The sequence below is a fragment of the Microvirga sp. 2YAF29 genome (assembly GCF_052114605.1).
GTDB lineage: Bacteria > Pseudomonadota > Alphaproteobacteria > Rhizobiales > Beijerinckiaceae > Microvirga.
The window spans coordinates 94,740-118,245 of the sequence record NZ_JBFRFB010000001.1 but is presented as its reverse complement, the minus strand read 5'-3'; the positions used below and the strand labels follow the sequence as shown (position 1 = coordinate 118,245).

Genomic DNA, 23,506 nt, shown 5'->3' with positions numbered 1-23,506 from the left:
AGGACTACGTGGCTCATTACGCGCGCCTTAAGGGTCCAGCTGAAAGAAGGGCCTGAAATTCTCAAGCCATTGCGTCAGCCATGTCTCGAAGGCTGCCTTGGCTGCTTCTTCCGTCGTGCCGTAACCCCAGGCATCTTCCTGAAGGGGTGTGGACCAGATCCAGAATCTGTTGCTGCCATCATAATCGACGCTGCCCACTTCCACTGTTCCGACGACACCGACATAGCGATTAAGCGGCACGCCGGCCACGCGGTCCTGCCGCCATTGAATTTTGCTCATCCTCACGACTTAGCGCAACAGATTAACCACTCAAGCCGAAGCACCCAGTTATTCGGAACAGCGGCGACATCCAACGTTGTTGATGCAATCGTGAAACTGACTACCTCTGAATCTGGAATTGACGGTCTTTACCGGCAGGCGCAGCATCATGGACCTCATGGGAGGCGTCCATGTTCGAGCAAGCCGTCCTCGTCAGCGAAGCATTACGCAAGAGCGCGCCACAGATGCAGGGAATATTGCACATGGCGATGAAGGGGTGCCCGCATTGCGGCACCCGACAGATGATCGCCGAACCTGCTCTAGGCACATGCGCGGAATGCGGCGATCAACTGAAGGTCATTGAGGAATAAAAGCGAGCGTTCTTAATCCTCGTAAAGCGATATGAGCTCCATCTCGGGCACGAGGACCAGCCCCTTGTCGGTGATGCGGATTTCCGGGATCACGGAAAGCGGGATCAGGTTGAAGCCCATATAGGGAATCCTGCAGCCGGCCTTGTCCCATGCGGCCTTCAGCGTGCGCGTCTCCTCGGCGACATCGGTCACACGCTTGTCGGAGAGAAGCCCCGCGATGGGCAGCGCCACCATGGCGATGACCATGCCCTGATCCACCACGCAGACACCACCCTGCGCCTCGATGATGGTGTCGAGCGCGAGCTGCATGTCGGCCTCGTTGGTACCGGCAACGATCAAGTTATGCGAGTCATGTCCGACACTGCTCGCAACCGCGCCGCTTTTCAGGCCGAAATCCTTGAGCAGACCATGCGCCACGCCGGCGCCGTTCGTGTTGCCATGGCGTTCGATCACGGTGACGAAGGTCAGATCGTTCTTGGACAACAGCGCATCCCAGCTGTCTTCCTTCTGCAATTCCACCTTGTCGTGGAACAGCACGATGCCGGGCAACGCAACGCGGATGACATTGGCCGTGATAGCGGCAGTCGGCAGCTCGGGGATCAGCTTCGGCTTCTGCGAGACATGCACCGTGCGATAGGCCTCCGCCGGATAGCGATAGCGGTTCGAGAGCGCCTGATCGAGCACCGGTGTGATCTTCCTCTGCTCGACGACGAGCTCGCCGCCATACCATGTGTTCTGCACTTCGAGATCGTCGTTGAGCAGAACGAGGTCGGCGCGGCGTCCGCCGCCGAGACCGCCAATCTCGCCTTCCATACCGAAACGGGTCGCCGGATGAAGCGAGCCCATGCTCCAGGCCTGTTCGCGGCTCATCCCCGCGCGGCGCGCTTCCCGCGTCACCCAGTCCATGCCGAACATCATGAGATCGTCCGCATCGCGGTCATCTGTGCAGACGCAGATGCGCTTGTGCGAGGAGCCAAGTTCCGTGATCGTCTTGATCGCCTCTGGCAGCGAGTGCCACGGCGTCGTGGGCGGGCCGCCACGCAGGAAAATCCACACGCCCGCATCGAGCAAGTCGTCCGCAATATCGCGGTCGATGGCTTCGTGCGTGTCGGTGACGCCGCTTGCGGCATAAGCGGCCACGAACTCTCGTCCATAGATATGGCCCGATACGGGCTTGCCGCGTTCCAGCGCCGCCGCGAGGATCGCGTGGCTTCTCTCATCGCCCATGGTGACGGGCACGAAATCCATCTTCTCGCCCAAAGCAGCTGCTTCCGGCCAACGGTCGAAGATCGCCGCGATCTTGTCCGGCGTCAGGTCGCCGCCCGCCGTTTCCAATTCAGGCGATGTGGCCGGCACAGTGCTCGGAACGGTGAGGAAAATGGAGAGCGGCGCGTGGCGCGCATCTTCCAGCATCATCTCGATACCGGCAGCATCCATGACGTTGCCGATCTCGTGGCTGTCGCAAAAGATCGTGGTGGTTCCATTGAGAAGCGCGGCCTCCGCATAAGCGCAGGCCGTGATCATGCTGCTCTCGATATGGATATGCGGATCGACGAGACCGGGCGCGATGATGCCGCCCTTGGCATCATAGAGCAGGCCAGGCGCTCCCTTGATCTGCTTGTAGGCACCGGCGGGCTTCACGGCGGCGATACGACCGCCTGCGATCCACACCTCCCGCTCGGGCGCGATCCGCTCGCTATAGGTGGAGAGCACCCGCGCACCCGTGATCACCAGATCGGCGGGCGCCCGCCCCGAAGCCACATCCGCCAGCCGCCGGGTCACGGTGGAGAGCGGCGCCACGGAAAAGCGCGTCAGCGCCGATTTCGGAGGAAGCGAGGGCTTGCGTTGATCCATGGTCCGATCCTCTTTTGTGCGCACGATGCCGCCGAAAACTTGCCCTAGCGGCATCGGCCATCTGGCTTAATAGTCCCGGCCAAGCTTAAGCTGCAAGCTGAAGCGCGTGAACATTCTCGATTCGTGGCTTGGGATTGCCAAGCCCGACGGAGCTGAAAGGAAAGCTAGAGCCTTGGCAGTTCCGCGACAGGGCCGTGTGGGGAAACGGGCAATAAAAAAGCGCCTCAAGGGCGCTGTCGGGAGATGAGGTGGCCAGCTGGAGAGCAGCGTTGAGGAGGCAACGATCCGCTTCCAACTGGCCGAGCCCACGAAGTCCCAGGAGATGCGGCGGACCTGAGCATCCGTAGGGCATTTCTACCGCCGAGGCGGATAAGATAGCTTGAACATATTGGAAACATGCGCCGATGCAAGCGCATATGTGGCGGAAAAACAGCATTTTCCCAAAAAAGTTAACCCCCACTTGCCAAGGGCTTAGAGGCTACTTGAGAGCTACCCCTTCCCTCTACCTCGAAAGGGTGATTCTCTTATGAGGTAGCGCCGTCCGCTTCGAGATAAGTCTTTACCGTCGCGATGAATTTCGCCACCGAGATCGGCTTGGACATATAGGCCTCGCAGCCCCCTTCCCGGATTCGTTCCTCGTCGCCTTTCATGGCGAAAGCCGTGATCGCGATGACGGGGATGGACTTCAGGTCTTCGTCCGCCTTCAGCCACCGGGTCACCTCGAGGCCCGAGACCTCTGGCAACTGGATATCCATGAGGATCAGGTCGGGCTTGTGGGCGCGGGCGAGCTCCATCGCCTCGATGCCATGGCTGGTTTTCAGCGTGGCATAGCCATGGGCCTCAAGCAGATCGTTGAAGAGCTTCATGTTGAGCTCGTTATCCTCAACGATGAGCACGGTCTTCTTCATTGTGGCTATCCCAGGGCCCAAAGCACTTCACCGGCCCACCTCTTCAGATGATATATGTAGGGTCCAACCTATTGATGAAATGCAAACCGACAGAATGAACACTCCATTAAAAAGACTGACGAGGGATGAGGCGGAAAATGTCGCACTCGGCGCTTTCGCCTTCATCACGAGCGACGAGGAACGCATGGGACGCTTTTTGGCCATCTCCGGCCTTCAGGCGGATAATATCCGCTCCGCCGCGGCCCAACCCGGATTCTTCGCCGCCATTCTCGACTATGTGGCCGCCGACGAGCCGCTGCTGATCGCGCTGGCGAAGGAACTCGACACCAAGCCCGAGCACATCATGCTCGCCCATTGGACGCTCTCGCCCTCCGAATTCGATTAGGCGACCCACCCATGAGCGACGCCCCGTTCTGCCGTGACTGCCTGACACCCGCCGCCTCCCCGCGGGCGGATCGGTGCAGCGCGTGCGGTTCGCCGCGCCTGCTCAGGCATAAGGAACGGGACATCCTGTCCATCGCCCATGTGGATTGCGATGCCTTCTTTGCGGCAGTGGAAAAGCGGGACGATCCCAGCCTCGCCGACAAACCGGTCATCATCGGCGGCGGCAAGCGCGGGGTGGTCTCCACCGCCTGCTACATGGCCCGCACGTTCGGCGTGCGCTCCGCCATGCCCATGTTCCAGGCGCTCAAGCTCTGCCCCCATGCGGTAGTGATCAAGCCGAACGGAGAAAAGTACCGGAAAGCAGGGCATGAAGTGCGCGACCTCATGCTGGAGCTGACACCGCTGGTGGAGCCGGTCTCCATCGACGAGGCTTTCCTCGATCTTACGGGCACGGAACGGCTTCATCACGGCAGCCCGGCGCTGACCCTCGCCCGCTTCGCCCATAAGGTGGAGAAGAAGATCGGGATCAGCATCTCGGTTGGCCTCTCCTACAACAAGTTCCTGGCAAAGATCGCCTCCGACTTCGAGAAGCCGCGCGGTTTCTCGATCATCGGACGCGACGAGGCCGCTGCCTTCCTGGCCAATAAGCCGGTCGGCATGATCCCAGGAATTGGCGCCTCGGCACAATCCAGGCTCGCCAAGGTCGGCGTGACGCAAATCGCGCATCTGCGCGACATCCCGCTTAAAACCTTGTTCGAAGCTCTCGGGCGGGATGCCCAGCGCCTCTCGCGCCTTGCCTGGGGTGAAGACACCCGGCAAGTGACACCGGAGCGCGAAACGAAGAGCATTTCGGCAGAAACCACCTTCGAAACGGATCTGCGCTCGTTCGACGACCTGGAGCCCATTCTGTGGCGACTGTCCGAGAAGGTGTCCCGCCGGCTCAAGATTGCGGGCCTCGCGGGCCGCAGCGTGACGCTGAAGCTGAAGGACAAGGAATTCCGTCTGCTGACGCGTACCCGGTCGGGCTTTCCGCCGACCCAACTCGCCGCCCGCCTGTTCGATCCCGCCCGCCAGCTCCTGAAAGCCGCCTGCGACGGCACCGCCTACCGCCTCATCGGCATCGGCGCGGCGGATCTCTGCGACGGGGCGGAGGCCGACCACGGCGACCTTGCTGACCAGTCGGTCGTGCGCCAGGCCCATATGGAGGCGGCCATCGACAAGATCCGCGACAAATTCGGCGCCGGCGCCCTTCAGAAAGGCATCGTGCTGAGGAAACCTCAGCGCTGACAGGCCGTGTTGGGCTGCATGCTGAGGCTCTTCAGGTCGCCCTTGAGGGCGAAATCCCCGTAATCGATCTTGAGTGCGCGGGTAATGCCGTTCTCGTAGAGCTCGAACGAGATCGTATAGATCGGGGTCCGGTCAGCGTTGCCCTCCTCGTAATAGCTGAGGGTCATGGGCCAACGGTCCATCTTGGCCAAGCCGTCCTGCTTCGCAGCCTCCTCGAGATTGGTGGCGGCACCCGGTTCGATCTTGCGCCCGATCAGGCCGAGCGTGTCATAGACTTTCTTGCCATCGTCCGAGCCGTCATAGACCTTGACCGAGAGGGTGGTCTCCCCCTTTTCGGCAGCTTCGATCAGGCGCTTCATATGTTCGGTCGGAAATATGGGCTGGCCCTTCGCCTCGAAGACCTCGTTGCGCGGCTGCTTGAACTTCACGTCGAGCGAACCGTCGGGGCGCAGCTGCGCGTCGCCATCGACCCCGTCTCGCACAAGTCCCTGCGTGGTGGAGGTGGACTTGAAGCGCATGGAGAGGCCGTTGCCTGCCTCGAAGGTCGCTGTCTGGGTATCGAGCGTGCGCGAACCCGCTTCGGTGCTGTCGAGAACAGTCACTTGGCGATATTTCATCGTGTAGCCGTCGCAGGCATCGCCGCCGAATTCCATGGCGATGCGCCCCCTCGCCGTCTCGACTCCCTTGGAGCCCGTGGAGCGAAGTAGAGAAAGATCGTAAATGGCCCTATGGGGCGTCAGCAGGATCGGTGCTTTCGCCGTTTCCGCAGCGGCGGGAACGAGCATCGAGATGAAAAGGCCGGTGGCGACGACGGTCGAGCGCATGTGTTCTCCAAGTCCCCCATCCGGCGCAAGATAGGATCGTCCTGCGGACAGGGCAATGTTCAGTCTTGCGTCCTTAAGTGGCATCAGCCACTAATCCCCACACTGTTACAAGCGGAGGACTCACCATGAGCGCAGTTGACAAGAAACTCGAAGCCCTGGGCATCACCCTTCCGACGCCCGCAGCGCCCGTAGCGAATTACGTGCCCTTCGTGCGCACCGGAAACCTGATCGTCATTTCCGGCCAGCTCTGCTTGGGGATGGACGGCAAGCTCGCCGATGCCCACAAAGGCAAGCTCGGCGCGGAAATCTCAGCCGAGGTCGGTCAGCAGGCCGCACGTCTCTGCGCCATCAACCTGCTCGCTCAGCTCAAAGCCGCCGTCGGCGACCTCGACAACGTCGTCAAATGCGTGCGCCTCGGCGGCTTTATCAATGCCGTCCCGACTTTCGCAGGCCTCGCGCCGATCATGAACGGCGCTTCGGACCTGATGGTCGAGGCTCTGGGCGATGCTGGCCGCCATGCCCGCTCCACCATCGGCGTCGCGGAACTGCCGCTCGATGCCTGCGTCGAAGTCGAAGGAATGTTTGAAGTCAAATGAGCACTCCGAGCTGGCTTATCGCGAAGCCCATCGCCCATCGCGGCCTCCACAACAAGGCAAACGGCGTCATCGAGAACACTCTCTCGGCCGCTGAAGCCGCCATCGCGCACGGTTTCCCCATCGAACTCGATGTTCAGCTGACCGCTGACAACGAAGCCATCGTGTTCCACGATTTCGAACTCGACCGGCTCACCGGCGAGACGGGCCTCGTCATTGAGCGCAACCTTTCCGCTCTCACGGGCATCGGCATTTCCGGCACCATGGGCGGCGACAAGATTCCTTCGTTGAAGGACTACCTTGCCAAGATCGCGGGGCGCACGCCGCTGGTGATCGAGATCAAGAGCAAGTTCGACGGCGACATGCGCCTGACCAAGCGGGCCATCGAGATCCTCAAGGACTATTCAGGCCCCTTCGTCGTGAAATCCTTCGATCCCGAAATCGTGGCCTATCTGCGCCAGAACGCGCCCAACATCACGCGCGGTTTCATCGGCGAGCTGGAATACGCCTCCAAGGCCGACAGCTTCCTGACGCCCGAGAAGAAGCACAGGATGGCGAACCTGCTGGATTTCGCGGAAATGCAGCCGCAGTTCCTGTCCTGGCGCGTAAAGGACCTGCCTTGCGCCTCGACCCATCTCAGCAAGCTCCTCGGTAACCTCCCGGTCATGACCTGGACCGTGCGCAGCCCCGAGGATCGCGCCAAGTCGGAGAAGCACGCGGACCAGATGGTGTTCGAAGGCTTCATGCCCTAAAGGTTGCAAGGATCTCGCCGAGCCATTAGCTCTTATGTCTAACGGCGAGATCCTCTTATCCGTGAAGCTCCAGGTCAAAATCGCCCAAGGGCTGAAAGCTGTGTCTGCCGCTGCCTGGGATGCTTGTGCCGGCGGCGCGCATTCGGGCGATGATGAGCCCCGCAATCCCTTTGTCTCCCACGCTTTTCTCTCCGCGCTGGAGGAATCCGGCTGCGTCGGCGCGAAGTCCGGCTGGGCGCCGGTGCATGTGCTGGTCGAGGATGAGCAGGAAAACCTGCTCGGCGCCGCTCCCTGCTACGTGAAATCCCACTCGCAGGGCGAATATGTATTCGACCACTCCTGGGCGGATGCCTATGAACGCGCAGGCGGTCGCTATTACCCCAAGCTCCAAGTCTCCGTGCCCTTCACGCCCGTTACCGGCCCTCGCCTGCTCGTTCCCGATGGCCCGGAGGCCGCCAACGTGCGGGCTCATCTGATCGCGGGCCTGCGCGCCCTGCGCGACCAAATCGGCGCATCCTCGATCCACGCCACCTTCGTGCAGGAAGCCGATTTAGCGGCGATGACAGCGGAAGGCTTTCTGCGCCGGGACGACCAGCAATTTCACTGGTTCAACGACGGCTACAAAAGCTTCGAGGATTTTCTCGGGGCGCTGGCCTCCCGCAAACGCAAGGCGATCCGCCGCGAGCGCCGAGACGCTTTGGCAAATGGCATCGCCATCGAATGGGTTACGGGCAAGGACATCACCGAGGCTCACTGGGACGCCTTCTTCGCGTTCTATATGGATACCGGCTCGCGCAAATGGGGCCGGCCCTACTTGAACCGCCGCTTCTTCTCGCTGATCGGAGAGCGGATGGCGGAGCGTGTGCTGCTCGTCATGGCCAAGCGCGATGGGCGCCACATTGCCGGCGCCATCAACTTCATCGGCGACAAGCGGCTCTATGGCCGGAACTGGGGCTGCATCGAGGATCACCCCTTCCTGCATTTCGAGGTCTGCTACTATCAGGCCATCGACTTCGCCATCGCCCATGGCCTCGAACGTGTCGAAGCCGGGGCTCAAGGCGAGCACAAGCTCACAAGAGGCTATAGGCCGGTCATCACCTCCTCAGCTCATGACATCGCCGACCCTGGCCTTCGGAGGGCAATCGAAGCCTATCTGGAGCAGGAGCGCCGCTATGTCTCCGAGGCCGCCGAGGAATTGTCCGAAGCCACGCCTTTTCGGCAGGAGCAGGATGTTTAGAAGCTCTGCGGGACAGGCGAGCGATACACCTTTTCGATAAAGAATTTGGCGCAGGGAGCGCCGACACAGCCCTCCTCCCCGTTGTGGGGAGGAGTTGGAGGTGGGGGTGGCGGCGGCTGACCTTGATAGGCTATCGCTCACACCCCCACCCGGCCCTCCCCACAAGGGGGAGGGAAACAGCGTCATGTTCTTGAACGGCCCAATACTCAGCTAAATCCAAAAAATAAGGGCGCGAACCGATCTGGTTCGCGCCCTTAAGAATATCATGCGTCAAGCCTCAGAGGCTGTTGGTGATCGTCTTGAAGCCATCCAGCAGGGCCTCGGGCGATGTGCCCACGGCCGCAAGCCCGATGGTCGCTAGCCAGTAACAGCCGAAGAGGATCACCGGCACGAGAATCCAGGCCAGGATTTCCTCGAACCATACGCGCTTGCGCCTCCGCACCTCGCGCTTATCGCGCCAGGACAGTTTTGCCGGTGCCTCGACGAGGCGTGTGGGTTCGAGGTGTCCCTCGTGCAGTTCAGTCGTCATGCTCTAACCAATGGAACCTTGGGAACGGTGCGGATGCCGCCGCCCCCATTACCACCGGATCCTTTCGGCTTCACGGACTTTTTTGCCTTAGAAGACGCAGACTTAGCCTTCGGCTTCCTCTTGGGCGTCGTGACGACCTTCTCGGGCTTCGGCTTGACCGGTCCTTCGACGTACTCGAAATCGAGGCTCTGCAAGCCGATTTCGTCTGTCTTGACGATCACCTTGACCGCGCCGCCATCCTTCAGGCGTCCGAACAGAACCTCATCCGCCAGAGGCGTCTTGATGGTGGACTGAATTAGACGACCCATCGGGCGGGCGCCCATGGCCTCATCATAGCCATGCTCGACCAGCCAGTCGCGCGCCTCGTCCGTGAGTTCGATTGACACGTTGCGCTCGGAAAGTTGCAGATCGAGCTGCATGATGAACTTCTCGACCACCTTCTGCACCACCTCCTTCGGCAGATGACCGAAGGAAATGATGGCATCGAGACGGTTGCGGAACTCCGGCGTGAACAGCTTGTTCACGGCCTCGGTGTCGTCACCTTCCCGCTTGGTGCGGGTGAAGCCATAGGCCGGGCGGGCCATGTCGGCGGCGCCCGCATTCGTGGTCATGATGATGATCACGTTGCGGAAATCGACCTGCTTGCCGTTGTGATCCGTCAGCTTCCCGTGGTCCATGACCTGGAGCAGGATGTTGAACAGGTCCGGGTGCGCCTTCTCGATCTCGTCGAGCAGGAGCACGCAATGCGGATGCTGGTCGACGCCGTCGGTCAGGAGACCGCCCTGGTCGAAGCCCACATAACCGGGAGGCGCACCGATCAGGCGGCTGACCGTATGGCGCTCCATGTACTCGGACATGTCGAAGCGCAGGAGTTCCACCCCAAGTGACGTCGCAAGCTGACGCGCCACTTCGGTCTTGCCGACGCCGGTCGGACCGGCGAACAAGTAGGAGCCGATTGGCTTTTCCGCATCGCGCAGGCCCGCGCGGGCGAGCTTGATGGCGGAGGACAGGGCCTCGATGGCCTTGTCTTGCCCGTAGACCACGCGCTTCAGCGTGTCCTTGAGGTGAGCGAGCACCTCCGCATCGTCCTTCGACACGGTCTTGGGCGGGATGCGGGCCATGGTGGCGATGGTGGCCTCGATCTCCTTGATGCCGATGGTCTTCTTGCGACGGCTTTCAGGCAGGAGCATCTGGGACGCGCCGGTCTCGTCGATCACGTCGATCGCCTTATCCGGCAGCTTGCGGTCATTGATGTAGCGGGCCGACAGCTCCACCGCCGCCTTGACGGCTTCGTTGGTGTATTTGAGCTTGTGGAACTCTTCGAAATACGGCTTGAGGCCCTTCACGATCTCGATGGCATCCGGCACCGACGGCTCGTTCACGTCGATTTTCTGGAAGCGGCGCACGAGGGCCCGATCCTTCTCGAAATACTGGCGGTATTCCTTGTAGGTGGTCGAGCCGATGCAGCGCAGCGTGCCTTGAGCAAGCGCGGGCTTGAGCAGGTTCGAGGCATCCATTGCACCGCCCGAGGTCGCCCCGGCGCCGATCACTGTGTGGATCTCGTCGATGAACATGATGGCGTTCGGGTGCTGCTCGATCTCCTTCATCACCTGCTTGAGACGCTCTTCGAAGTCACCACGATAGCGGGTGCCGGCGAGCAGCGTGCCCATGTCGAGGGCGAAGACGGTGGCACCCTGCAGAACCTCCGGCACCTCACCCTGAACGATCTTGCGAGCAAGACCTTCCGCGATGGCGGTCTTGCCGACGCCGGGATCGCCGACGAGAAGCGGGTTGTTCTTCTGGCGACGGCAGAGCACCTGGATCGTGCGCTGCACCTCGGACTCGCGTCCGATCAAAGGATCGATCCGGCCTTCCTTCGCCTTCTTGTTGAGGTTGACGCAGTAAGAGTCGAGCGCGTCACCCTTTTTCTTAGCACGCGCGTCGGAATCGTCCTGGGTCGGACGCTCGTTGGAGGCCTCCTCCTCGGCCCCACGCGGCGAACGGCTCTCGGTAAGGCCGGGGCGCTTGGCGATGCCGTGGCTGATATAGTTGACCGCGTCGTAGCGGGTCATGTCCTGCTCCTGCAGGAAGTAAGCCGCATGGCTTTCCCGCTCTGCGAAGATCGCGACAAGCACGTTGGCGCCTGTCACCTCATCCCGCCCCGACGACTGGACATGGATCACCGCCCGCTGAATCACGCGCTGGAAACCGGCGGTCGGCTTAGAATCCTGGCGGCCATCGGCCACGAGGTTCGCGAGCTCGCTGTCCACGTAATCCACCAGATTGCGGCGGAGAATATCGAGATCGACATTGCACGCCCGCATAACTGCGGCCGCGTCCTGGTCATCGATCAGGGCCAGGAGAAGATGTTCGAGGGTTGCGTATTCGTGACGGCGCTCGCCTGCGAGAGCGAGGGCTCGATGAAGGGCTTGTTCAAGACTGCGAGAAAAGCTCGGCAACGGCTTGTCCTTTATGAGACGGGTCTCGGCTAATTCTTTTCCATCACACATTGCAGAGGGTGCTGGTGCTGCCGGGCGAAATCCATCACCTGCGTCACCTTCGTCTCGGCAATTTCGTAAGTAAAAACTCCACATTCCCCGACACCGTTCTGGTGCACATGAAGCATGATCCTGGTCGCGTCTTCCCGGTTCTTGTTGAAGAACCGCTCCAGTACATGCACCACGAACTCCATCGGGGTGTAATCGTCGTTCAAAAGAAGAACGCGGTAAAGGTTGGGCCGTTTCGTGCGCGGCTTGGCTTTTGTGATGATCGACGTGTTGGAGCGTCCATCATCATCGCCACCAGGGGGCTGTGACCCGCCAGACGCGGATGTGGAATACCGCTTCGACGGAATCAAAGTGTCCTGAGCTAACCGCAGCATATTAAACGACCGACCTCTTCTTATTGGCCCCTGGCGCGCAGCCCACGCCAATTCCGGCCACGCACCCTGAGTCAAATGTATAGTCGCTCCATTCGGTTCGCTAGATCAACAGATGGGTGGTCGCAGGGCTTGAGAGAAGGGCGACATCTTGTTTCCCGGCATTCAGTACAAATACGGCCAAGCCGGACGGAGCGGAAAAACGCGAAACGCCCGGCTTTTGCGGCCGGGCGTTTCATTCAAAACTGAAGCTGTGTCTGACGGAACGTCAGGCCTTCGCCTTGGACAGAAGCCCTTCGAAAGGCTTGAACGTGTCCGTGGCGAGCGCCGTATAGAGCGCGCCCATCTTGGTGGACTGACCCACCAGGCTGTCATAGGCGCCCTTCACGTAGGACGATTGCAGCTCAATGGCCTTGTCGAGGGTCGTGGCGCCTGCCAGCTTCTCGACGACCGAGGAGTTGTACTCGAACGATTTGCGGGCGTAATCCGCCGACTCGGTAGCGATTGCCTGGGCATTGGCCGAAAAAGCGCCCAGAGCCTTGATGGTAGCTTCCAGGTTTTCCTGGCCAAGTTTTTGCAGATTTGCAAACGGCTGAAGCATTGTGAACCTCGACAATAAGACGTTTAATGGCAGCATGTGCCAGCGATCACTGACACAATAATATATGTGCACTGCACAATAATTGTCAACATAATTGTGCAGCGCACAATAAGACTTGCATGGGAGCCCACGTCCATTAACCCCCTCGTAACCGCATCCCCATACGGTGAAGCCATGTGTTGCGACGGCAACGGTCTCCTTCAGGAGCACCGGTCGCGGGGACCTGAGACCAAACTCAACAGGGAATTTTCAGCATGACTTCGGTACGAGTTGTACGCCGAACAGCATGGACGGTTATTGGTATTGCAACATCTATCGCGATAGCGTTTTCCTCCCCCGCCGAGGCGGCCCGCCGCAAGGTGAGCAAGGGAGGCGGTTATAATCCCCTCGCCGCCTCCATTGTCGTCGATGCAAAGACCGGCAAGGTTCTGCAGGGCGACAATATCGACGAACCCCGTATCCCGGCCTCCATCACGAAGGTCATGAGCCTCTACCTGCTGTTCGAGCAGATGGAGCGCGGGCGTATCCGTCCGGATTCCCAGCTGACCGTTTCCGAATATGCCGCGAGCCAGCCCCCGACCAAGCTCGGTGTGCGCGCCGGCTCGACCATCGAGGTCGAGGATGCCATCAAGGCCATGGTAACGCTGTCCGCCAACGACGTATCCGTGGTGGTGGCCGAGAACATCGCCGGCTCCGAGGATGCCTTCGCACGGATGATGACGCGCAAGGCGCGCGAGCTCGGCATGAGCTCGACGGCGTTCTACAACCCTCACGGCCTGCCCCATGAACCGCCGAATATCACTACGGCACGTGACCTGGCCGTGCTCGGCCGGGCGATCCAGGACCGTTTCCCCAAATACTTCGCCTATTTCCAGACCAGCTCCTTCCAGTACGGCAAGCGTACCATTCGCGGCCACAACCGGCTTCTGGGCAAGGTCAACGGCGTCGACGGCATCAAGACCGGCTATACCCGTCTTTCGGGCTTCAACCTGCTGACCTCGGTCAATACGGATACCCGCAGCGTGGTCGCCGTCGTGCTCGGCGGCCGCTCCGGCGCCTCTCGCGACCAGAAGATGGCCGGCCTGATCGCCGATCACCTGCCCCGCGCCTATGCCGGCGCCCGCATCGCGCCGCCGGTAGTCGAAGGCACCGCTCAGCCTGCCATGGTTGCCGAAGCTCCGGTTCAGCGCCCTGTCGTTCAGCCGAAGGTCGAGGCTGCGCCCGTGCAGGTCGCTTCCGCCACACCCGAAGCCGCCGTGATGCCCGCCACACCTGCGCGCAAGCCGCTTGATCTAAATACCCTGCGCCCGGTCGTGGCCTCGGCAACTGGCGCCAGCTCGACCACGACGCCTTCCTCCGGCAATATCCGCTGGCAGAAGGGACCAGAGCCGCTGCCACTGAACGCTCAGGCCTATGCAGCCCTGCAGGCTCCCACCGCAGCGCAGATCTCGGAATCCCAGAAGGCCGCTCTTCAGGCCAAGGTCGAAGCCAAAGCCGCCGAGCCCGTGAAGACGGCCTCGCTCAAGGCCGAGGCTCCGAAGGCCGAACCCAAGAAGACTGTGGACGGCTGGGTGGTTCAGCTCGGCGCCACGGACGACGAGACTAAGGCACAGGCCATGCTGGATTCAGCCCGCAGCCGCTTCGGCAAAGTCCTCAGCAAGGCCTCGCCCTATACTGAGAAGGTCACGATTGACGGCAGCACCCTGTACCGCGCCCGCTTCTCCGGCTTCTCCGAGGCGGATGCCGCTGCCAAGGCCTGCCAGCAGCTGAAGAAGAGCGGCGTGAACTGTTTCGCCTCCCGCGGCTGACGAAGTTTTAATCTCTAGCCGCTTAAATCCTACCTGCGACGGCACTTTGTGTTCGTGCCGCCGCAGTAAAAAGTAACCGGAATCGCGCGTGGAGTATCAGCGATGTCGGCCCAACAGGACTTCTCTCGCCTGATTGACGCGAGCAGCGAGATACGCCGTCCCTCCTTGATCGGGATGGAGTTTCTTGATCAGCGTCCGATGCGCATGTCGGACCTCGTCGACGCTCGCTCCAGGCTTAAGCCCCAGGATCTGGTGGGCTTCATCTTTCGTCATTACGCCCGAGTGCGTATGAGTGCGCGTCCGCGTGTCGCGATCTCCCTGAGCGTCTTCACGCCAGCCGGAAAGCCGGCGATCAAGATAAGCCTCTAGGAGGGGAATGCCCTCGGGATCGAGCATGCCGCATTCTTCATGGAGGCGGCGCAGGTTCTGAGGATCCAGGCTCGACAGGCGTCGGCCGGCGAAGGTGCCCGCCAGAACGCTGCCCTCGATGCCGCCCGTGGAATGGTCGATCTCCATTTCGATCATGGCCGACCGGATACGGGAGAAACGCCCTGCCGTTTTCTGAAAACGCCCGAAAGGCCCGGGAAGGGGAAGCCCCTTCCACCCAAGCGCCCAGGCGCCCAGACCGCCGACCATCAAGGCCGTCATGATCTGACCCTTGCCGGCGAGAAAGACCGCAGCGCCGAACGCTGCCACCCCGGCCACCACCTTGACCGCCTTGGCAATGGCAGTGCTGTCTGAGCGGGCGAAAACTTTGAGTAGCCACCAGCCCAAAGCCACGGCGGCAATTCCGTAAAGAAGCATCATGTGAGTATCCCTGTCCCAAGATGTGGGCCGGGATCGGGCAGATGTAAATCTTTAGAGCCAAAATAGACAAAAGCCGGATCTTCATGAGATCCGGCTTTGAAACCCTCAAGGCCTCAATTGACCTTAATGGAGCATTCTGGCGGCGCTGCGCTGGCTCTCGCGCTCCCAGGTCTGGATGACGATACCGTTGATGCCGGAGTCGTGAAGACGATCGCTAAGATCGATGAAGTGTTTCTCGGTCGTCTCGACTTCGATCTCGATCTGCGCGTCTTCGACATGTTCGAGTTCACTTGCCGCGTAGCGCTCGTAAGCCGCCGACATCTCAGCGTAAGCGAAGGCTACCGGCAGAGTTCGAAAGATTGTGGAGAATTCCTCGTCGAGATCACCATTGGAAAGGTCGCGCATCTGGACGAGATATCCGTCCTCATGCTCGCAGACTTCATAACGCCAGTGCCGGCCTTCGGATGCGGACAGGAGCATCGGAACCTCCACTCAACTGAACTGCTAGGCCAATGCGCATCCAGCCAGCGCGGTTCCAAGAGGGTCCACAGCAAAAAGGTCTAACGGCGGATGGAGGTTTCCACCCGAACGCCTCCGCCGATTCGCACCGTGGTTCCGTTGCCGAGATCGATGGCGCCCGGAGCCGCCTTCACGCGGTTATTTTCCGTGCGCTGCTTGACGATGCCCTGGCATTCCGTCGGTACGCGAACCTGCACGCCCGGCGGCAAATCGGGCATGCGGCACTCTTTCGCAGCGGCTGAGCCTGCCGCAAACATCAAAAGGGTGAGAAGTGCTGGGAGCCGCATGGGCACCTCCACTGATTCACATAGGTTAAAGCAGACCGAGTTCCGCCAATTGCCTTCGCATATCCTCGGGCATCGCGGCAAGGTCGCCGCCATAGGCGCCGATATCACGCGGCGCATCCTTTATCGCGAGATAACGCCAGCCTTGAAACGGCCTGTAAGGACGCGGCTCCACCGGCACGACGGTCGGCTCCAACACGAGACGGCAGCGTCCGATACCGTCACCATCGGTAAACGGGCGCACGTCCAAAAGCGTCTGTCTGGCTGCAACCTGCCCTTTGATCACCCAGAACAGCGAGCCGCCATTGAGCAGTTCCTCGACGCGCTTCGGCACCATGCGCGTCGTATGCGTCTGCTCGAAATCGCGGCCAAGACGGCGATGAAGCGCACGGTTCTCCTCGATCCATTCCTCCAGATCGGTGATGGAGTCGCAGCCGACGCAGAGCTTGATCAGATGAAGTGCCATTCCCGTGTTCAACCATGCGCAAGGTGGATGATAAATCCGGCGATGCGCCGCAGTGCTATTCCTCTTTGGCCTTCAGCGCAATGAGGCGCGCGCCCTCGGCAACCTGCGCACCCGGCTCGGCGGCGAGCTCAGCAACCTCGCCATCGGACGGGGCCACGAGCACGTGCTCCATCTTCATCGCTTCCACGATGGCAAGACGCTGCCCCTTTTCCACCTTGTCGCCCGGCTGCACGAACACGGCGATGAGCTTGCCATGCATCGGAGCCTTCACCGAGCCGCCTTGATCCATGTGCTCGAGATCGACATCGAAGGGATCGTAGAACTGCACGAGTGTCTGGCGTCCACCCTTGAGAATGTAAACGCCGTGCGGCGCATCGACTTCCTGGTCAATTCGCTCGTCGGCCCAAGGGTCGCTCTCGCCAACAGCAACCGTACTGACACCAGGGTGCTCTTCGCTGAATATCTCGCGCGCTTCCACGCGCTCACCATCGGCGAGGACCGGCATGCCGACGCTGCGCGTTCCGAGAAGCTGGAACCCATCCGGTTCCAACCACGGCGATGAAGGCTCATCGTTCCTTAAATGCTCGGACATGCGCAACTGATCGATCTTTCGAGAGGTCAAGGCAGCGGCGCCGAACGAGACAGCCACTTCGTCGAGCGGCTGCGGGCCGACACCAAGCGCGTCGAGATTACGGTCGATGAAACCCGTGTCGAACCGCCCTGCCCTGAACTCCGGCGCCTCGCACAGCCTCTTGAGAAATGCCGTGTTGGTTTTCGGTCCCGCGACAATCGTCTCGCCCAGTGCCTCGGCCAGTCTCGACAGCGCTTCATCGCGGGTTGCACCATGCGCGATCACTTTCGCGATCATCGGATCGTAATACGGCGTCACCTCGGCGCCCGTCTCCACGCCCGTGTCGATGCGAATGCCCTCGCCCTCCGGGAACTCCAAAGCCCAGAGCTTGCCGGTGGACGGCAGAAATTCCTTTTCAGGATCTTCCGCGTAAAGACGCGCCTCGACCGCGTGGCCGTCGATGATGAGATCGTCCTGAGCAAACGGCAATGTCTCGCCTGATGCAGCACGGAACTGCAGCTCCACGAGATCGAGGCCGGTAATCGCTTCCGTCACCGGATGCTCGACCTGAAGCCGGGTGTTCATCTCCATGAAATAGAACCTATCGGGACGAAGCCCCTCGCGGCCATCCGCGATGAACTCCACCGTACCGGCTCCTACATATCCGACGGCTCGCGCAGCTTCGACAGCCGCGCGTCCCATGACCTCGCGCATGTCATCCGGCATGCCAGGCGCCGGCGCTTCCTCGATTACCTTCTGGTGGCGGCGCTGGAGCGAGCAATCGCGCTCGAAGAGATGCACGACGTTGCCGTGTCCATCGGCGAAGACTTGGATTTCAATATGGCGCGGCGAGAGGATGTACTTCTCCACCAGCACGCGCGGATCGCCGAAGGCGCTCGCAGCCTCGCGCTGCGCGCTCTCGAGCGCGGCATCGAAATCCGCCGCCTTCTCCACCCGCCGCATGCCCTTGCCGCCACCGCCCGCGACGGCCTTGATGAGCACGGGATAGCCAATCTCATAGGCCTTCTGCCGCAGGAAATCGGGCTCCTGCTTCGAGCCATGGTAGCCCGGCACCACGGGCACGCCCGCCTGCTGCACGAGCGCCTTGGCCGCATCCTTCAGGCCCATCGCCTTGATGGCGGAGGCAGGCGGTCCCACGAAGACGATGCCGTTTGTGGCGCATGCCTCGGCAAATTCCGCCCGCTCGGAGAGGAAGCCGTAGCCGGGATGGATGGAGGCAGCCTTGGTTCGCCTGGCAACCTCGATGATCGCGTCGATCCTTAAGTAACTCTCGCGGGCAGGCGCCGGGCCGATGCAATGGGCCTCGTCCGCCATCCGGACGAAGAGAGAATTCGCATCCGCCTCCGAATAGACCGCGATGGTGCGCATGCCCAAACTTTTGGCCGTGCGGATGATCCGGCACGCGATCTCGCCGCGATTGGCAATGAGGACACTTTCGAGCATGGCCATCCCTTCAGATCCGAATGCGGTTCGGTTTTGTGTGAAAAGCTAGAGCAAAACTAGAGCCCCTTGTCACGCCGGAACAGTCCGCTTGGCCCCCACGCTTTCCAGGCGCCCTAGCCGATCTCGACCAAAGTCTGCCTCCAAATCCCCCTTGGCCAAGCAGCGGCAAGCCTCCTCAGTAAGCCTCCGCAATATGCCCCTTGCCGATCCGCCTTTCTCACGCTACTTTTTACTTGCAAATCGTTTGCAACTGCAGAAAGAGCCCATGGACCAGTCCGCTCCTGTCTCCCTCGTCCGCAAAGCTGCATGGCGTCACAACTCGGCCTTGCCGTCGCTACCGGAGGTCAATCGATCCATCGCGGTGCGGCCAGGGTCGACCTGGCGGCGGGCGGCGGCCTTCCTCGGACCGGGCTATCTGGTGGCCGTGGGCTATATGGACCCCGGCAACTGGGCGACATCCATTGCGGGCGGCTCGAAATACGGCTATGCCCTGCTCACGGTGGCGCTGATCTCCAATATCATGGCGATCATCCTGCAATCGCTCTGCGCCCGCCTTGCCGTCGCAACCGGCCGTGACCTCGCCCAGGCCTGCCGGGACGCCTATTCGAAGCCTGTCGCCTGGGGTCTGTGGCTTCTGGCCGAACTCGCCATCTGCGCCACCGACCTCGCGGAGGTCATCGGCACGGCTATCGGCCTCAACCTGCTCTTCGGCATTCCTCTGGAAATCGGCGTCGTCATCACGGCTCTCGACGTCTTCCTGATCCTTTATCTGCAGAACCTCGGTTTCCGCTGGGTCGAGGCTTTCATCATCACGTTGCTCGGCGTCATTGCCGTCTGCTTCGGCATTCAGATCGCAATGGCGGACCCGAATTGGGGCGCCGTGATCGCGGGCTTCGCGCCGACGACACAGATCATCACCGATCCTGACATGCTCTACCTCGCCCTCGGAATCCTCGGTGCGACGGTCATGCCGCATAACCTCTATCTCCATTCCGGCATCGTACAGACCCGCGCTTATGGCGAGACGCTACCCGAGCGGCGAGAGGCGCTTCGCTTCGCAACGCTCGACTCGACCATTGCTCTGATGTTCGCGCTCACCATCAATGCCTCCTTGCTTATCCTCGCCGCGGCCGCGTTTCACGGCACCGGAAGAAGTGAGATCGCGGAACTCGGCGAAGCGCATACTCTGCTCCAGCCGATCCTCGGCAGCGCCATCGCGCCCATGCTCTTCGGCCTGTCGCTTCTGTGCTGCGGCCTCAACTCCACCGTGACGGCGACCATGGCGGGCCAGATCGTCATGGAGGGCTTCATCAATTTCAAGATGCAGCCGTGGATGCGCCGCCTCATCACGCGCGGCATCGCCATCGTGCCTGCCGCCGCCGTCACCATCGCCTATGGCGAGAGCGGCACCGCGAGGCTGCTAATCCTGAGCCAGGTGGTCCTGAGCCTCCAGCTCCCCTTCGCTGTCATCCCGCTGGTCACGCTGACGGCCTCGCGCGAAAAGATGGGGGATCTGGTCACGCCGCGCTGGCTGACGGTGATCGCAGCCCTCATCGCGGCCATCATCGTGGCCCTGAACGTGAAGCTGCTGGTGGATTTCGCGATAGGCTAAAGGTCCGAGCGAAGTTTGAGGTCAGCGATCAGCCCATGGGGCAAAACCGATATGGCGGGAGCGGTCGGCACGCCTGCGGCATCGAGCAGGTCAGCGATCCAATGGTTGCAGACATTGAGCAGGCTGAAATGCCCCTTCGCCAGATAGAACAGGCTCGGGCCGTACAGCCCGGGTCCGAGCTCCACGTTCTGCCCCTCGGGTCCGTTCACGAAGGCCGCATCCATGCGCGCGGCGAGACGGGCGAAGCCTTCGGGCGAGAGGCGTATCTTCACGAGTCCGGCGCCTGCAAAGACCTGCTCAGGATCGCGATCCAGCCCGACGACATGAAGCACGGCGCCCTCGCCTAAACCAAGCAGCGCCTTGGCGGCGAGGCCCAGTTGAATATCCCCCGGAGCCGGCGTGCTCTGGTAGAACTCGGCATCGCCCCACCCCACTTCGACCCAGCCGTAATGCTGGAAGCGGGTCGAGACGGAGATCAACGAACGCAGGCCTTGCGTGCTCGCCTGCTCCAGCAGCGCTTTGCGCGGCACGGCAAGACCGGCGTGATAGCCGTTGCTGACGAGAACAACCTCAATCGCATCGGCCTTGGCGGGAAAGAGTTTTGAATCGCCAGAACGCGCCGTGACGACGATAGCAACGGCGCAAACAAAAAGAAGGGCCGCGAGGCCCTTCCCGATTGTTGTCAGAATGCGTCTCACGCATCCTTGAGGCGGCTCAGCGCCTCTTCCATCTTGCTCTTGCGGGCAAGTGCGTCATCGCGGCGCTCGCGCTGCTCATCGACGACCTCTTCCGGCGCGCGCTTGATGAAATCCGCGTTCCCGAGCTTCGCGTCGATCTTTCCGACGTCCACATCGAGCTTCTGGATTTCCTTGGCGAGGCGAGCGCGCTCGGCATCGAGGTCGATCACGCCCTCCAGCGGAAGGGCTGCGACCTCACCGCGAATGATGAGCTGGATCGAGCTCTTCGGAGCGGCATCCACGAACGAGATGTCGGAAATGCGCGCGAGACGCTTCACGATATCGCCCCAACGCTCCGCGCGTGCCTTGACGTCGGCAGAGGATGCGACGAGCGCGAGCGGGATCTGCGCGCCGGCTGGCACGTTCGTCTCGGAACGAGCGGAGCGGATCTCGGTGACGAGGTCCACCACCCAGCCGATCTCGGCCTCGGCCTGCGGATCGATGAGATGGTCGAGGTTCGACCAGGAACTGAGAGCAAGGATGCTCTCACGCTTCGGACCTTCCTGCCCTTTCACCTCCCACAGCTCCTCCGTGAGGAAGGGCATGATGGGATGCAGAAGCTTGCAGATTTCGTCGAGAATGAACGCAATGGTCGCGCGTGTCTCATCCTTGGCAGGCGAATCCGCGCCCTGAAGCACGGGCTTGGACAACTCCAGCGTCCAGTCGCAGAACACGTTCCACACGAAGCGATAGGCAGCATTCGCCGCCTCGTTGAACTTGTAGGCCTGGATGCCGGCGGCGACTTCGTTGATCGCCTTAGCGCATTCGCTGAGCGCCCACTTGTTGAGCGTCTCCTTCACGGCCTTCGGATCGAAGCCCGCGACACGCTTGCACTCGTTCATTTCGGCAAAGCGCGCGGCGTTCCAGATCTTGGTGGAGAAGTTGCGGTAATTCTCGACGCGCTGGACCGACAGCTTGATGTCGCGGCCTTGCGCGGCCATCGAAGTCAGCGTCATCCGCAGCGCGTCAGCGCCATATTGGTCGACCACGTCGAGCGGATCGATGACGTTGCCTTTCGACTTCGACATCTTCGCGCCCTTCTCGTCGCGGACGAGGGCGTGGATGTAGACAGTGTCGAAGGGCACTTCGTCCATGAAGTGAAGGCCCATCATCATCATCCGGGCGACCCAGAAGAAGATGATGTCGAAGCCCGTGACCAGGGTGTTGGTCGGGTAATAGCGGCCGAGTTCCGGTGTCTTCTCCGGCCAGCCGAGGGTCGAGAACGGCCACAGGGCGGAGGAGAACCACGTGTCGAGCACGTCCTCATCGCGCTTCAATGCGACATCCGCGCCATGCTTGGCGCGTGCCTGGGTCTTCGCATCCTCTTCAGAATGCGCGACGAACACGTTGCCCTGATCATCGTACCAGGCCGGGATCTGGTGACCCCACCAGAGCTGGCGCGAAATGCACCACGGCTCGATGTTCTCGAGCCACTGGAAGTAGGTCTTCTCCCAGTTCTCGGGCACGAACTTGGTCTTGCCACTGCGCACGGCAGCCAACCCGCGATCAGCCAGCGGCTTTACGTTCACATACCACTGGTCCGTGAGATACGGCTCGATGACCACGTTCGAGCGGTCGCCATGCGGCACCATGTGTACGTTCGGCTCGATCTGGACGAGGATCTCACGCTCTTCGAGCATGGCGATGATGCGCTTGCGCGCCTCGAAGCGGTCGAGACCGTCGAGAGCAAGCACCGCCTTCAGATCGTCGGACTGCGCGAGACCATTGAGGAAATCCTCATTGCCGGCGATGGCCAATTGGGCTTCCGTGCCGAAGATATTGATGAGCGGCAGCTTGTGGCGCTTGCCGACCTCGAAATCGTTGAAATCGTGCGCGGGCGTGATCTTCACCGCGCCGGTGCCTTTCTCGGGGTCGGAATATTCGTCAGCCACAATCGGGATGCGGCGGCCCACCAGCGGCAGGATTGCGAACTTGCCGATCAGGTCCTTGTAACGCTCATCCTCCGGATGGACGGCCACGGCCACGTCGCCCAGCATGGTCTCGGGGCGGGTCGTGGCGACAGTGATGGAGCGGTCAGGACTTCCCTCGATGGCGTAGCGGATATGCCAGAGATTGCCCTTGATCTCGACCTGCATGACCTCAAGGTCGGAGATCGCGGTCTGGAATTTGGGATCCCAGTTCACAAGGCGCTTGTCCTTGTAGATCAGGCCCTGATTATAAAGATCGATGAAAACCTTGAGAACGGCCTGAGACAGGCCCTCATCCATGGTGAAGCGCTCGCGCGACCAGTCGCAAGAAGCGCCAAGGCGCTGGAGCTGCGACTTGATCCGCCCACCCGATTCCTCTTTCCACGCCCAGACGCGGTTGATGAACTCCTCGCGTCCAAGCTCGCGGCGGTGGATCTGCTTTTCCATGAGCTGGCGCTCGACCACCATCTGAGTGGCGATGCCGGCATGGTCCATGCCCGGCTGCCAGAGCACATCCTTGCCGCGCATGCGCTCGAAGCGGCACAGGATGTCCTGGATCGTGTTGTTGAGAGCGTGCCCCATATGGAGCGAACCGGTTACGTTCGGCGGCGGGATTACGATGGTATAGGGCTCGGCGCCCTGGCGCTCCGGCCGTCCGGCCTTGAAGGCCTCGGCCTCTTCCCAACGGTTGGAAATGCGCGCTTCGACGGAAGCGGGATCGAACGTCTTGTCCATCATGATGAATACCGGCCTTTGGGCGCATTAAAATGCGCAAGCAAGAGGGCTACAAACCGGACACGACGGACGAAGTCAACTTCAGCTGAGCGAATCTTA

General features: G+C 61.3%; 23 protein-coding genes. 8 read left to right on the top strand and 15 right to left on the bottom strand.

Annotated features, from left to right (window positions below; all coding sequences use genetic code 11):
* Positions 1–27: 27 nt before the first annotated feature.
* A complete protein-coding gene (locus tag AB4Y85_RS00545) occupies positions 28–279 on the bottom strand; it encodes a hypothetical protein (protein WP_441982899.1) in 252 nt (83 codons plus the stop codon).
* A gap of 170 nt (positions 280–449) precedes the next feature.
* Between AB4Y85_RS00545 and AB4Y85_RS00540 the strand changes: the two genes are divergently transcribed.
* Positions 450–629: a hypothetical protein gene (locus AB4Y85_RS00540; protein WP_441982898.1), complete on the top strand. Its 180-nt coding sequence runs from the start codon at positions 450–452 to the stop codon at positions 627–629.
* A gap of 12 nt (positions 630–641) precedes the next feature.
* Here the strand turns inward: AB4Y85_RS00540 and AB4Y85_RS00535 are convergent, their stop codons facing one another.
* Positions 642–2,483, bottom strand: coding sequence for an adenine deaminase (locus AB4Y85_RS00535; protein ID WP_441982897.1), 1,842 nt, complete (start codon positions 2,481–2,483; stop codon positions 642–644).
* Positions 2,484–3,007: 524 nt separating this feature from the next.
* Positions 3,008–3,391, bottom strand: a complete 384-nt coding sequence (locus AB4Y85_RS00530; RefSeq protein ID WP_441982896.1) for a response regulator — start codon at positions 3,389–3,391, stop codon at positions 3,008–3,010.
* Positions 3,392–3,485: 94 nt separating this feature from the next.
* On the opposite strand from AB4Y85_RS00530, the gene AB4Y85_RS00525 reads away from it, so the two are divergent.
* Both AB4Y85_RS00525 and AB4Y85_RS00520 read left to right on the top strand, forming a co-directional pair.
* Positions 3,486–3,776: a DUF3572 domain-containing protein gene (locus AB4Y85_RS00525; RefSeq protein ID WP_441982895.1), complete on the top strand. Its 291-nt coding sequence runs from the start codon at positions 3,486–3,488 to the stop codon at positions 3,774–3,776.
* 11 nt (positions 3,777–3,787) lie between these two features.
* On the top strand, positions 3,788–5,062 hold the full coding sequence (locus AB4Y85_RS00520) for a DNA polymerase IV (RefSeq protein WP_441982894.1): 1,275 nt from the start codon (positions 3,788–3,790) through the stop codon (positions 5,060–5,062).
* On the opposite strand, the gene AB4Y85_RS00515 is transcribed toward AB4Y85_RS00520, so the two are convergent.
* Positions 5,053–5,886, bottom strand: a complete 834-nt coding sequence (locus AB4Y85_RS00515; protein ID WP_441982893.1) for a cell envelope integrity EipB family protein — start codon at positions 5,884–5,886, stop codon at positions 5,053–5,055. The genes AB4Y85_RS00520 and AB4Y85_RS00515 overlap by 10 nt on opposite strands.
* 125 nt (positions 5,887–6,011) lie before the next feature.
* Between AB4Y85_RS00515 and AB4Y85_RS00510 the strand changes: the two genes are divergently transcribed.
* The 3 genes from AB4Y85_RS00510 to AB4Y85_RS00500 are packed head-to-tail and all read left to right on the top strand — an operon-like array spanning position 6,012 to position 8,468.
* Positions 6,012–6,482 (top strand): RidA family protein, encoded by a 471-nt coding sequence (locus AB4Y85_RS00510; RefSeq protein WP_441982892.1) that lies wholly within the window; start codon positions 6,012–6,014, stop codon positions 6,480–6,482.
* Entirely contained in the window at positions 6,479–7,231 is a 753-nt protein-coding gene (locus tag AB4Y85_RS00505) for a glycerophosphodiester phosphodiesterase family protein (RefSeq protein ID WP_441982891.1), read from the top strand. Before AB4Y85_RS00510 ends, AB4Y85_RS00505 begins: the two co-directional genes overlap by 4 nt.
* A 34-nt stretch (positions 7,232–7,265) precedes the next feature.
* Complete coding sequence (locus tag AB4Y85_RS00500) at positions 7,266–8,468, top strand: GNAT family N-acetyltransferase (RefSeq protein ID WP_441982890.1); 1,203 nt, start codon at positions 7,266–7,268, stop codon at positions 8,466–8,468.
* A gap of 277 nt (positions 8,469–8,745) precedes the next feature.
* Here the strand turns inward: AB4Y85_RS00500 and AB4Y85_RS00495 are convergent, their stop codons facing one another.
* The 4 genes from AB4Y85_RS00495 to AB4Y85_RS00480 form a co-directional block, all read right to left on the bottom strand.
* Positions 8,746–8,997, bottom strand: coding sequence for a hypothetical protein (locus AB4Y85_RS00495; RefSeq protein WP_441982889.1), 252 nt, complete (start codon positions 8,995–8,997; stop codon positions 8,746–8,748).
* Complete coding sequence (gene clpA / locus AB4Y85_RS00490; protein ID WP_441982888.1) at positions 8,994–11,456, bottom strand: ATP-dependent Clp protease ATP-binding subunit ClpA; 2,463 nt, start codon at positions 11,454–11,456, stop codon at positions 8,994–8,996. Before clpA ends, AB4Y85_RS00495 begins: the two co-directional genes overlap by 4 nt.
* 29 nt (positions 11,457–11,485) lie before the next feature.
* Positions 11,486–11,878: an ATP-dependent Clp protease adapter ClpS gene (gene clpS, locus AB4Y85_RS00485; RefSeq protein WP_441982887.1), complete on the bottom strand. Its 393-nt coding sequence runs from the start codon at positions 11,876–11,878 to the stop codon at positions 11,486–11,488.
* A gap of 265 nt (positions 11,879–12,143) precedes the next feature.
* Positions 12,144–12,476: a phasin family protein gene (locus tag AB4Y85_RS00480; RefSeq protein WP_441982886.1), complete on the bottom strand. Its 333-nt coding sequence runs from the start codon at positions 12,474–12,476 to the stop codon at positions 12,144–12,146.
* A 359-nt stretch (positions 12,477–12,835) separates the two neighbouring features.
* Between AB4Y85_RS00480 and AB4Y85_RS00475 the strand changes: the two genes are divergently transcribed.
* A complete protein-coding gene (locus tag AB4Y85_RS00475) occupies positions 12,836–14,284 on the top strand; it encodes an SPOR domain-containing protein (protein WP_441982885.1) in 1,449 nt (482 codons plus the stop codon).
* Between the two features lie 96 nt (positions 14,285–14,380).
* On the opposite strand, the gene AB4Y85_RS00470 is transcribed toward AB4Y85_RS00475, so the two are convergent.
* The 5 genes from AB4Y85_RS00470 to AB4Y85_RS00450 all read right to left on the bottom strand — a co-directional run bounded on the left by AB4Y85_RS00470 (position 14,381) and on the right by AB4Y85_RS00450 (position 18,395).
* Positions 14,381–15,091 carry a DnaJ domain-containing protein gene (locus AB4Y85_RS00470; RefSeq protein ID WP_441982884.1) on the bottom strand — a complete coding sequence of 237 codons (711 nt, stop codon included), beginning with the start codon at positions 15,089–15,091 and terminating at the stop codon, positions 14,381–14,383.
* A gap of 123 nt (positions 15,092–15,214) precedes the next feature.
* Positions 15,215–15,571, bottom strand: coding sequence for a hypothetical protein (locus AB4Y85_RS00465; RefSeq protein ID WP_441982883.1), 357 nt, complete (start codon positions 15,569–15,571; stop codon positions 15,215–15,217).
* Positions 15,572–15,651: 80 nt separating this feature from the next.
* Positions 15,652–15,828: a hypothetical protein gene (locus AB4Y85_RS00460; RefSeq protein ID WP_441982882.1), complete on the bottom strand. Its 177-nt coding sequence runs from the start codon at positions 15,826–15,828 to the stop codon at positions 15,652–15,654.
* A gap of 94 nt (positions 15,829–15,922) precedes the next feature.
* Positions 15,923–16,360, bottom strand: a complete 438-nt coding sequence (locus AB4Y85_RS00455) for a DUF1489 family protein (RefSeq protein ID WP_441982881.1) — start codon at positions 16,358–16,360, stop codon at positions 15,923–15,925.
* A 55-nt stretch (positions 16,361–16,415) separates the two neighbouring features.
* Positions 16,416–18,395 carry an acetyl/propionyl/methylcrotonyl-CoA carboxylase subunit alpha gene (locus AB4Y85_RS00450; protein ID WP_441982880.1) on the bottom strand — a complete coding sequence of 660 codons (1,980 nt, stop codon included), beginning with the start codon at positions 18,393–18,395 and terminating at the stop codon, positions 16,416–16,418.
* A 265-nt stretch (positions 18,396–18,660) separates the two neighbouring features.
* On the opposite strand from AB4Y85_RS00450, the gene AB4Y85_RS00445 reads away from it, so the two are divergent.
* Positions 18,661–20,007, top strand: coding sequence for an Nramp family divalent metal transporter (locus AB4Y85_RS00445; RefSeq protein ID WP_441982879.1), 1,347 nt, complete (start codon positions 18,661–18,663; stop codon positions 20,005–20,007).
* Here AB4Y85_RS00445 and AB4Y85_RS00440 read toward each other — a convergent pair.
* Together AB4Y85_RS00440 and AB4Y85_RS00435 are read right to left on the bottom strand one after the other, a co-directional pair.
* Entirely contained in the window at positions 20,004–20,705 is a 702-nt protein-coding gene (locus AB4Y85_RS00440; protein WP_441982878.1) for a DUF2459 domain-containing protein, read from the bottom strand. The genes AB4Y85_RS00445 and AB4Y85_RS00440 overlap by 4 nt on opposite strands.
* Complete coding sequence (locus AB4Y85_RS00435; RefSeq protein WP_441982877.1) at positions 20,702–23,410, bottom strand: valine--tRNA ligase; 2,709 nt, start codon at positions 23,408–23,410, stop codon at positions 20,702–20,704. Before AB4Y85_RS00435 ends, AB4Y85_RS00440 begins: the two co-directional genes overlap by 4 nt.
* Positions 23,411–23,506 lie beyond the last annotated feature (96 nt).

Excerpts from the sequence above, each read along its gene's own strand:
- AB4Y85_RS00505 (WP_441982891.1), top strand. The coding sequence starts at position 6,479 with ATGAGCACTCCGAGCTGGCTTATCGCGAAGCCCATCGCCCATCGCGGC.
- AB4Y85_RS00545 (WP_441982899.1), bottom strand. The coding sequence starts at position 279 with ATGAGCAAAATTCAATGGCGGCAGGACCGCGTGGCCGGCGTGCCGCTT.
- AB4Y85_RS00520 (WP_441982894.1), top strand. The coding sequence starts at position 3,788 with ATGAGCGACGCCCCGTTCTGCCGTGACTGCCTGACACCCGCCGCCTCC.
- AB4Y85_RS00515 (WP_441982893.1), bottom strand. The coding sequence starts at position 5,886 with ATGCGCTCGACCGTCGTCGCCACCGGCCTTTTCATCTCGATGCTCGTT.
- AB4Y85_RS00435 (WP_441982877.1), bottom strand. The coding sequence starts at position 23,410 with ATGATGGACAAGACGTTCGATCCCGCTTCCGTCGAAGCGCGCATTTCC.
- AB4Y85_RS00525 (WP_441982895.1), top strand. The coding sequence starts at position 3,486 with ATGAACACTCCATTAAAAAGACTGACGAGGGATGAGGCGGAAAATGTC.
- AB4Y85_RS00450 (WP_441982880.1), bottom strand. The coding sequence starts at position 18,395 with ATGCTCGAAAGTGTCCTCATTGCCAATCGCGGCGAGATCGCGTGCCGG.
- AB4Y85_RS00540 (WP_441982898.1), top strand. The coding sequence starts at position 450 with ATGTTCGAGCAAGCCGTCCTCGTCAGCGAAGCATTACGCAAGAGCGCG.
- AB4Y85_RS00530 (WP_441982896.1), bottom strand. The coding sequence starts at position 3,391 with ATGAAGAAGACCGTGCTCATCGTTGAGGATAACGAGCTCAACATGAAG.
- AB4Y85_RS00445 (WP_441982879.1), top strand. The coding sequence starts at position 18,661 with ATGGACCAGTCCGCTCCTGTCTCCCTCGTCCGCAAAGCTGCATGGCGT.
- AB4Y85_RS00510 (WP_441982892.1), top strand. The coding sequence starts at position 6,012 with ATGAGCGCAGTTGACAAGAAACTCGAAGCCCTGGGCATCACCCTTCCG.
- AB4Y85_RS00480 (WP_441982886.1), bottom strand. The coding sequence starts at position 12,476 with ATGCTTCAGCCGTTTGCAAATCTGCAAAAACTTGGCCAGGAAAACCTG.
- AB4Y85_RS00470 (WP_441982884.1), bottom strand. The coding sequence starts at position 15,091 with ATGATGCTTCTTTACGGAATTGCCGCCGTGGCTTTGGGCTGGTGGCTA.
- AB4Y85_RS00455 (WP_441982881.1), bottom strand. The coding sequence starts at position 16,360 with ATGGCACTTCATCTGATCAAGCTCTGCGTCGGCTGCGACTCCATCACC.
- AB4Y85_RS00535 (WP_441982897.1), bottom strand. The coding sequence starts at position 2,483 with ATGGATCAACGCAAGCCCTCGCTTCCTCCGAAATCGGCGCTGACGCGC.
- clpS (WP_441982887.1), bottom strand. The coding sequence starts at position 11,878 with ATGCTGCGGTTAGCTCAGGACACTTTGATTCCGTCGAAGCGGTATTCC.
- AB4Y85_RS00465 (WP_441982883.1), bottom strand. The coding sequence starts at position 15,571 with ATGCTCCTGTCCGCATCCGAAGGCCGGCACTGGCGTTATGAAGTCTGC.
- AB4Y85_RS00495 (WP_441982889.1), bottom strand. The coding sequence starts at position 8,997 with ATGACGACTGAACTGCACGAGGGACACCTCGAACCCACACGCCTCGTC.
- AB4Y85_RS00500 (WP_441982890.1), top strand. The coding sequence starts at position 7,266 with ATGTCTAACGGCGAGATCCTCTTATCCGTGAAGCTCCAGGTCAAAATC.
- AB4Y85_RS00460 (WP_441982882.1), bottom strand. The coding sequence starts at position 15,828 with ATGCCCGATTTGCCGCCGGGCGTGCAGGTTCGCGTACCGACGGAATGC.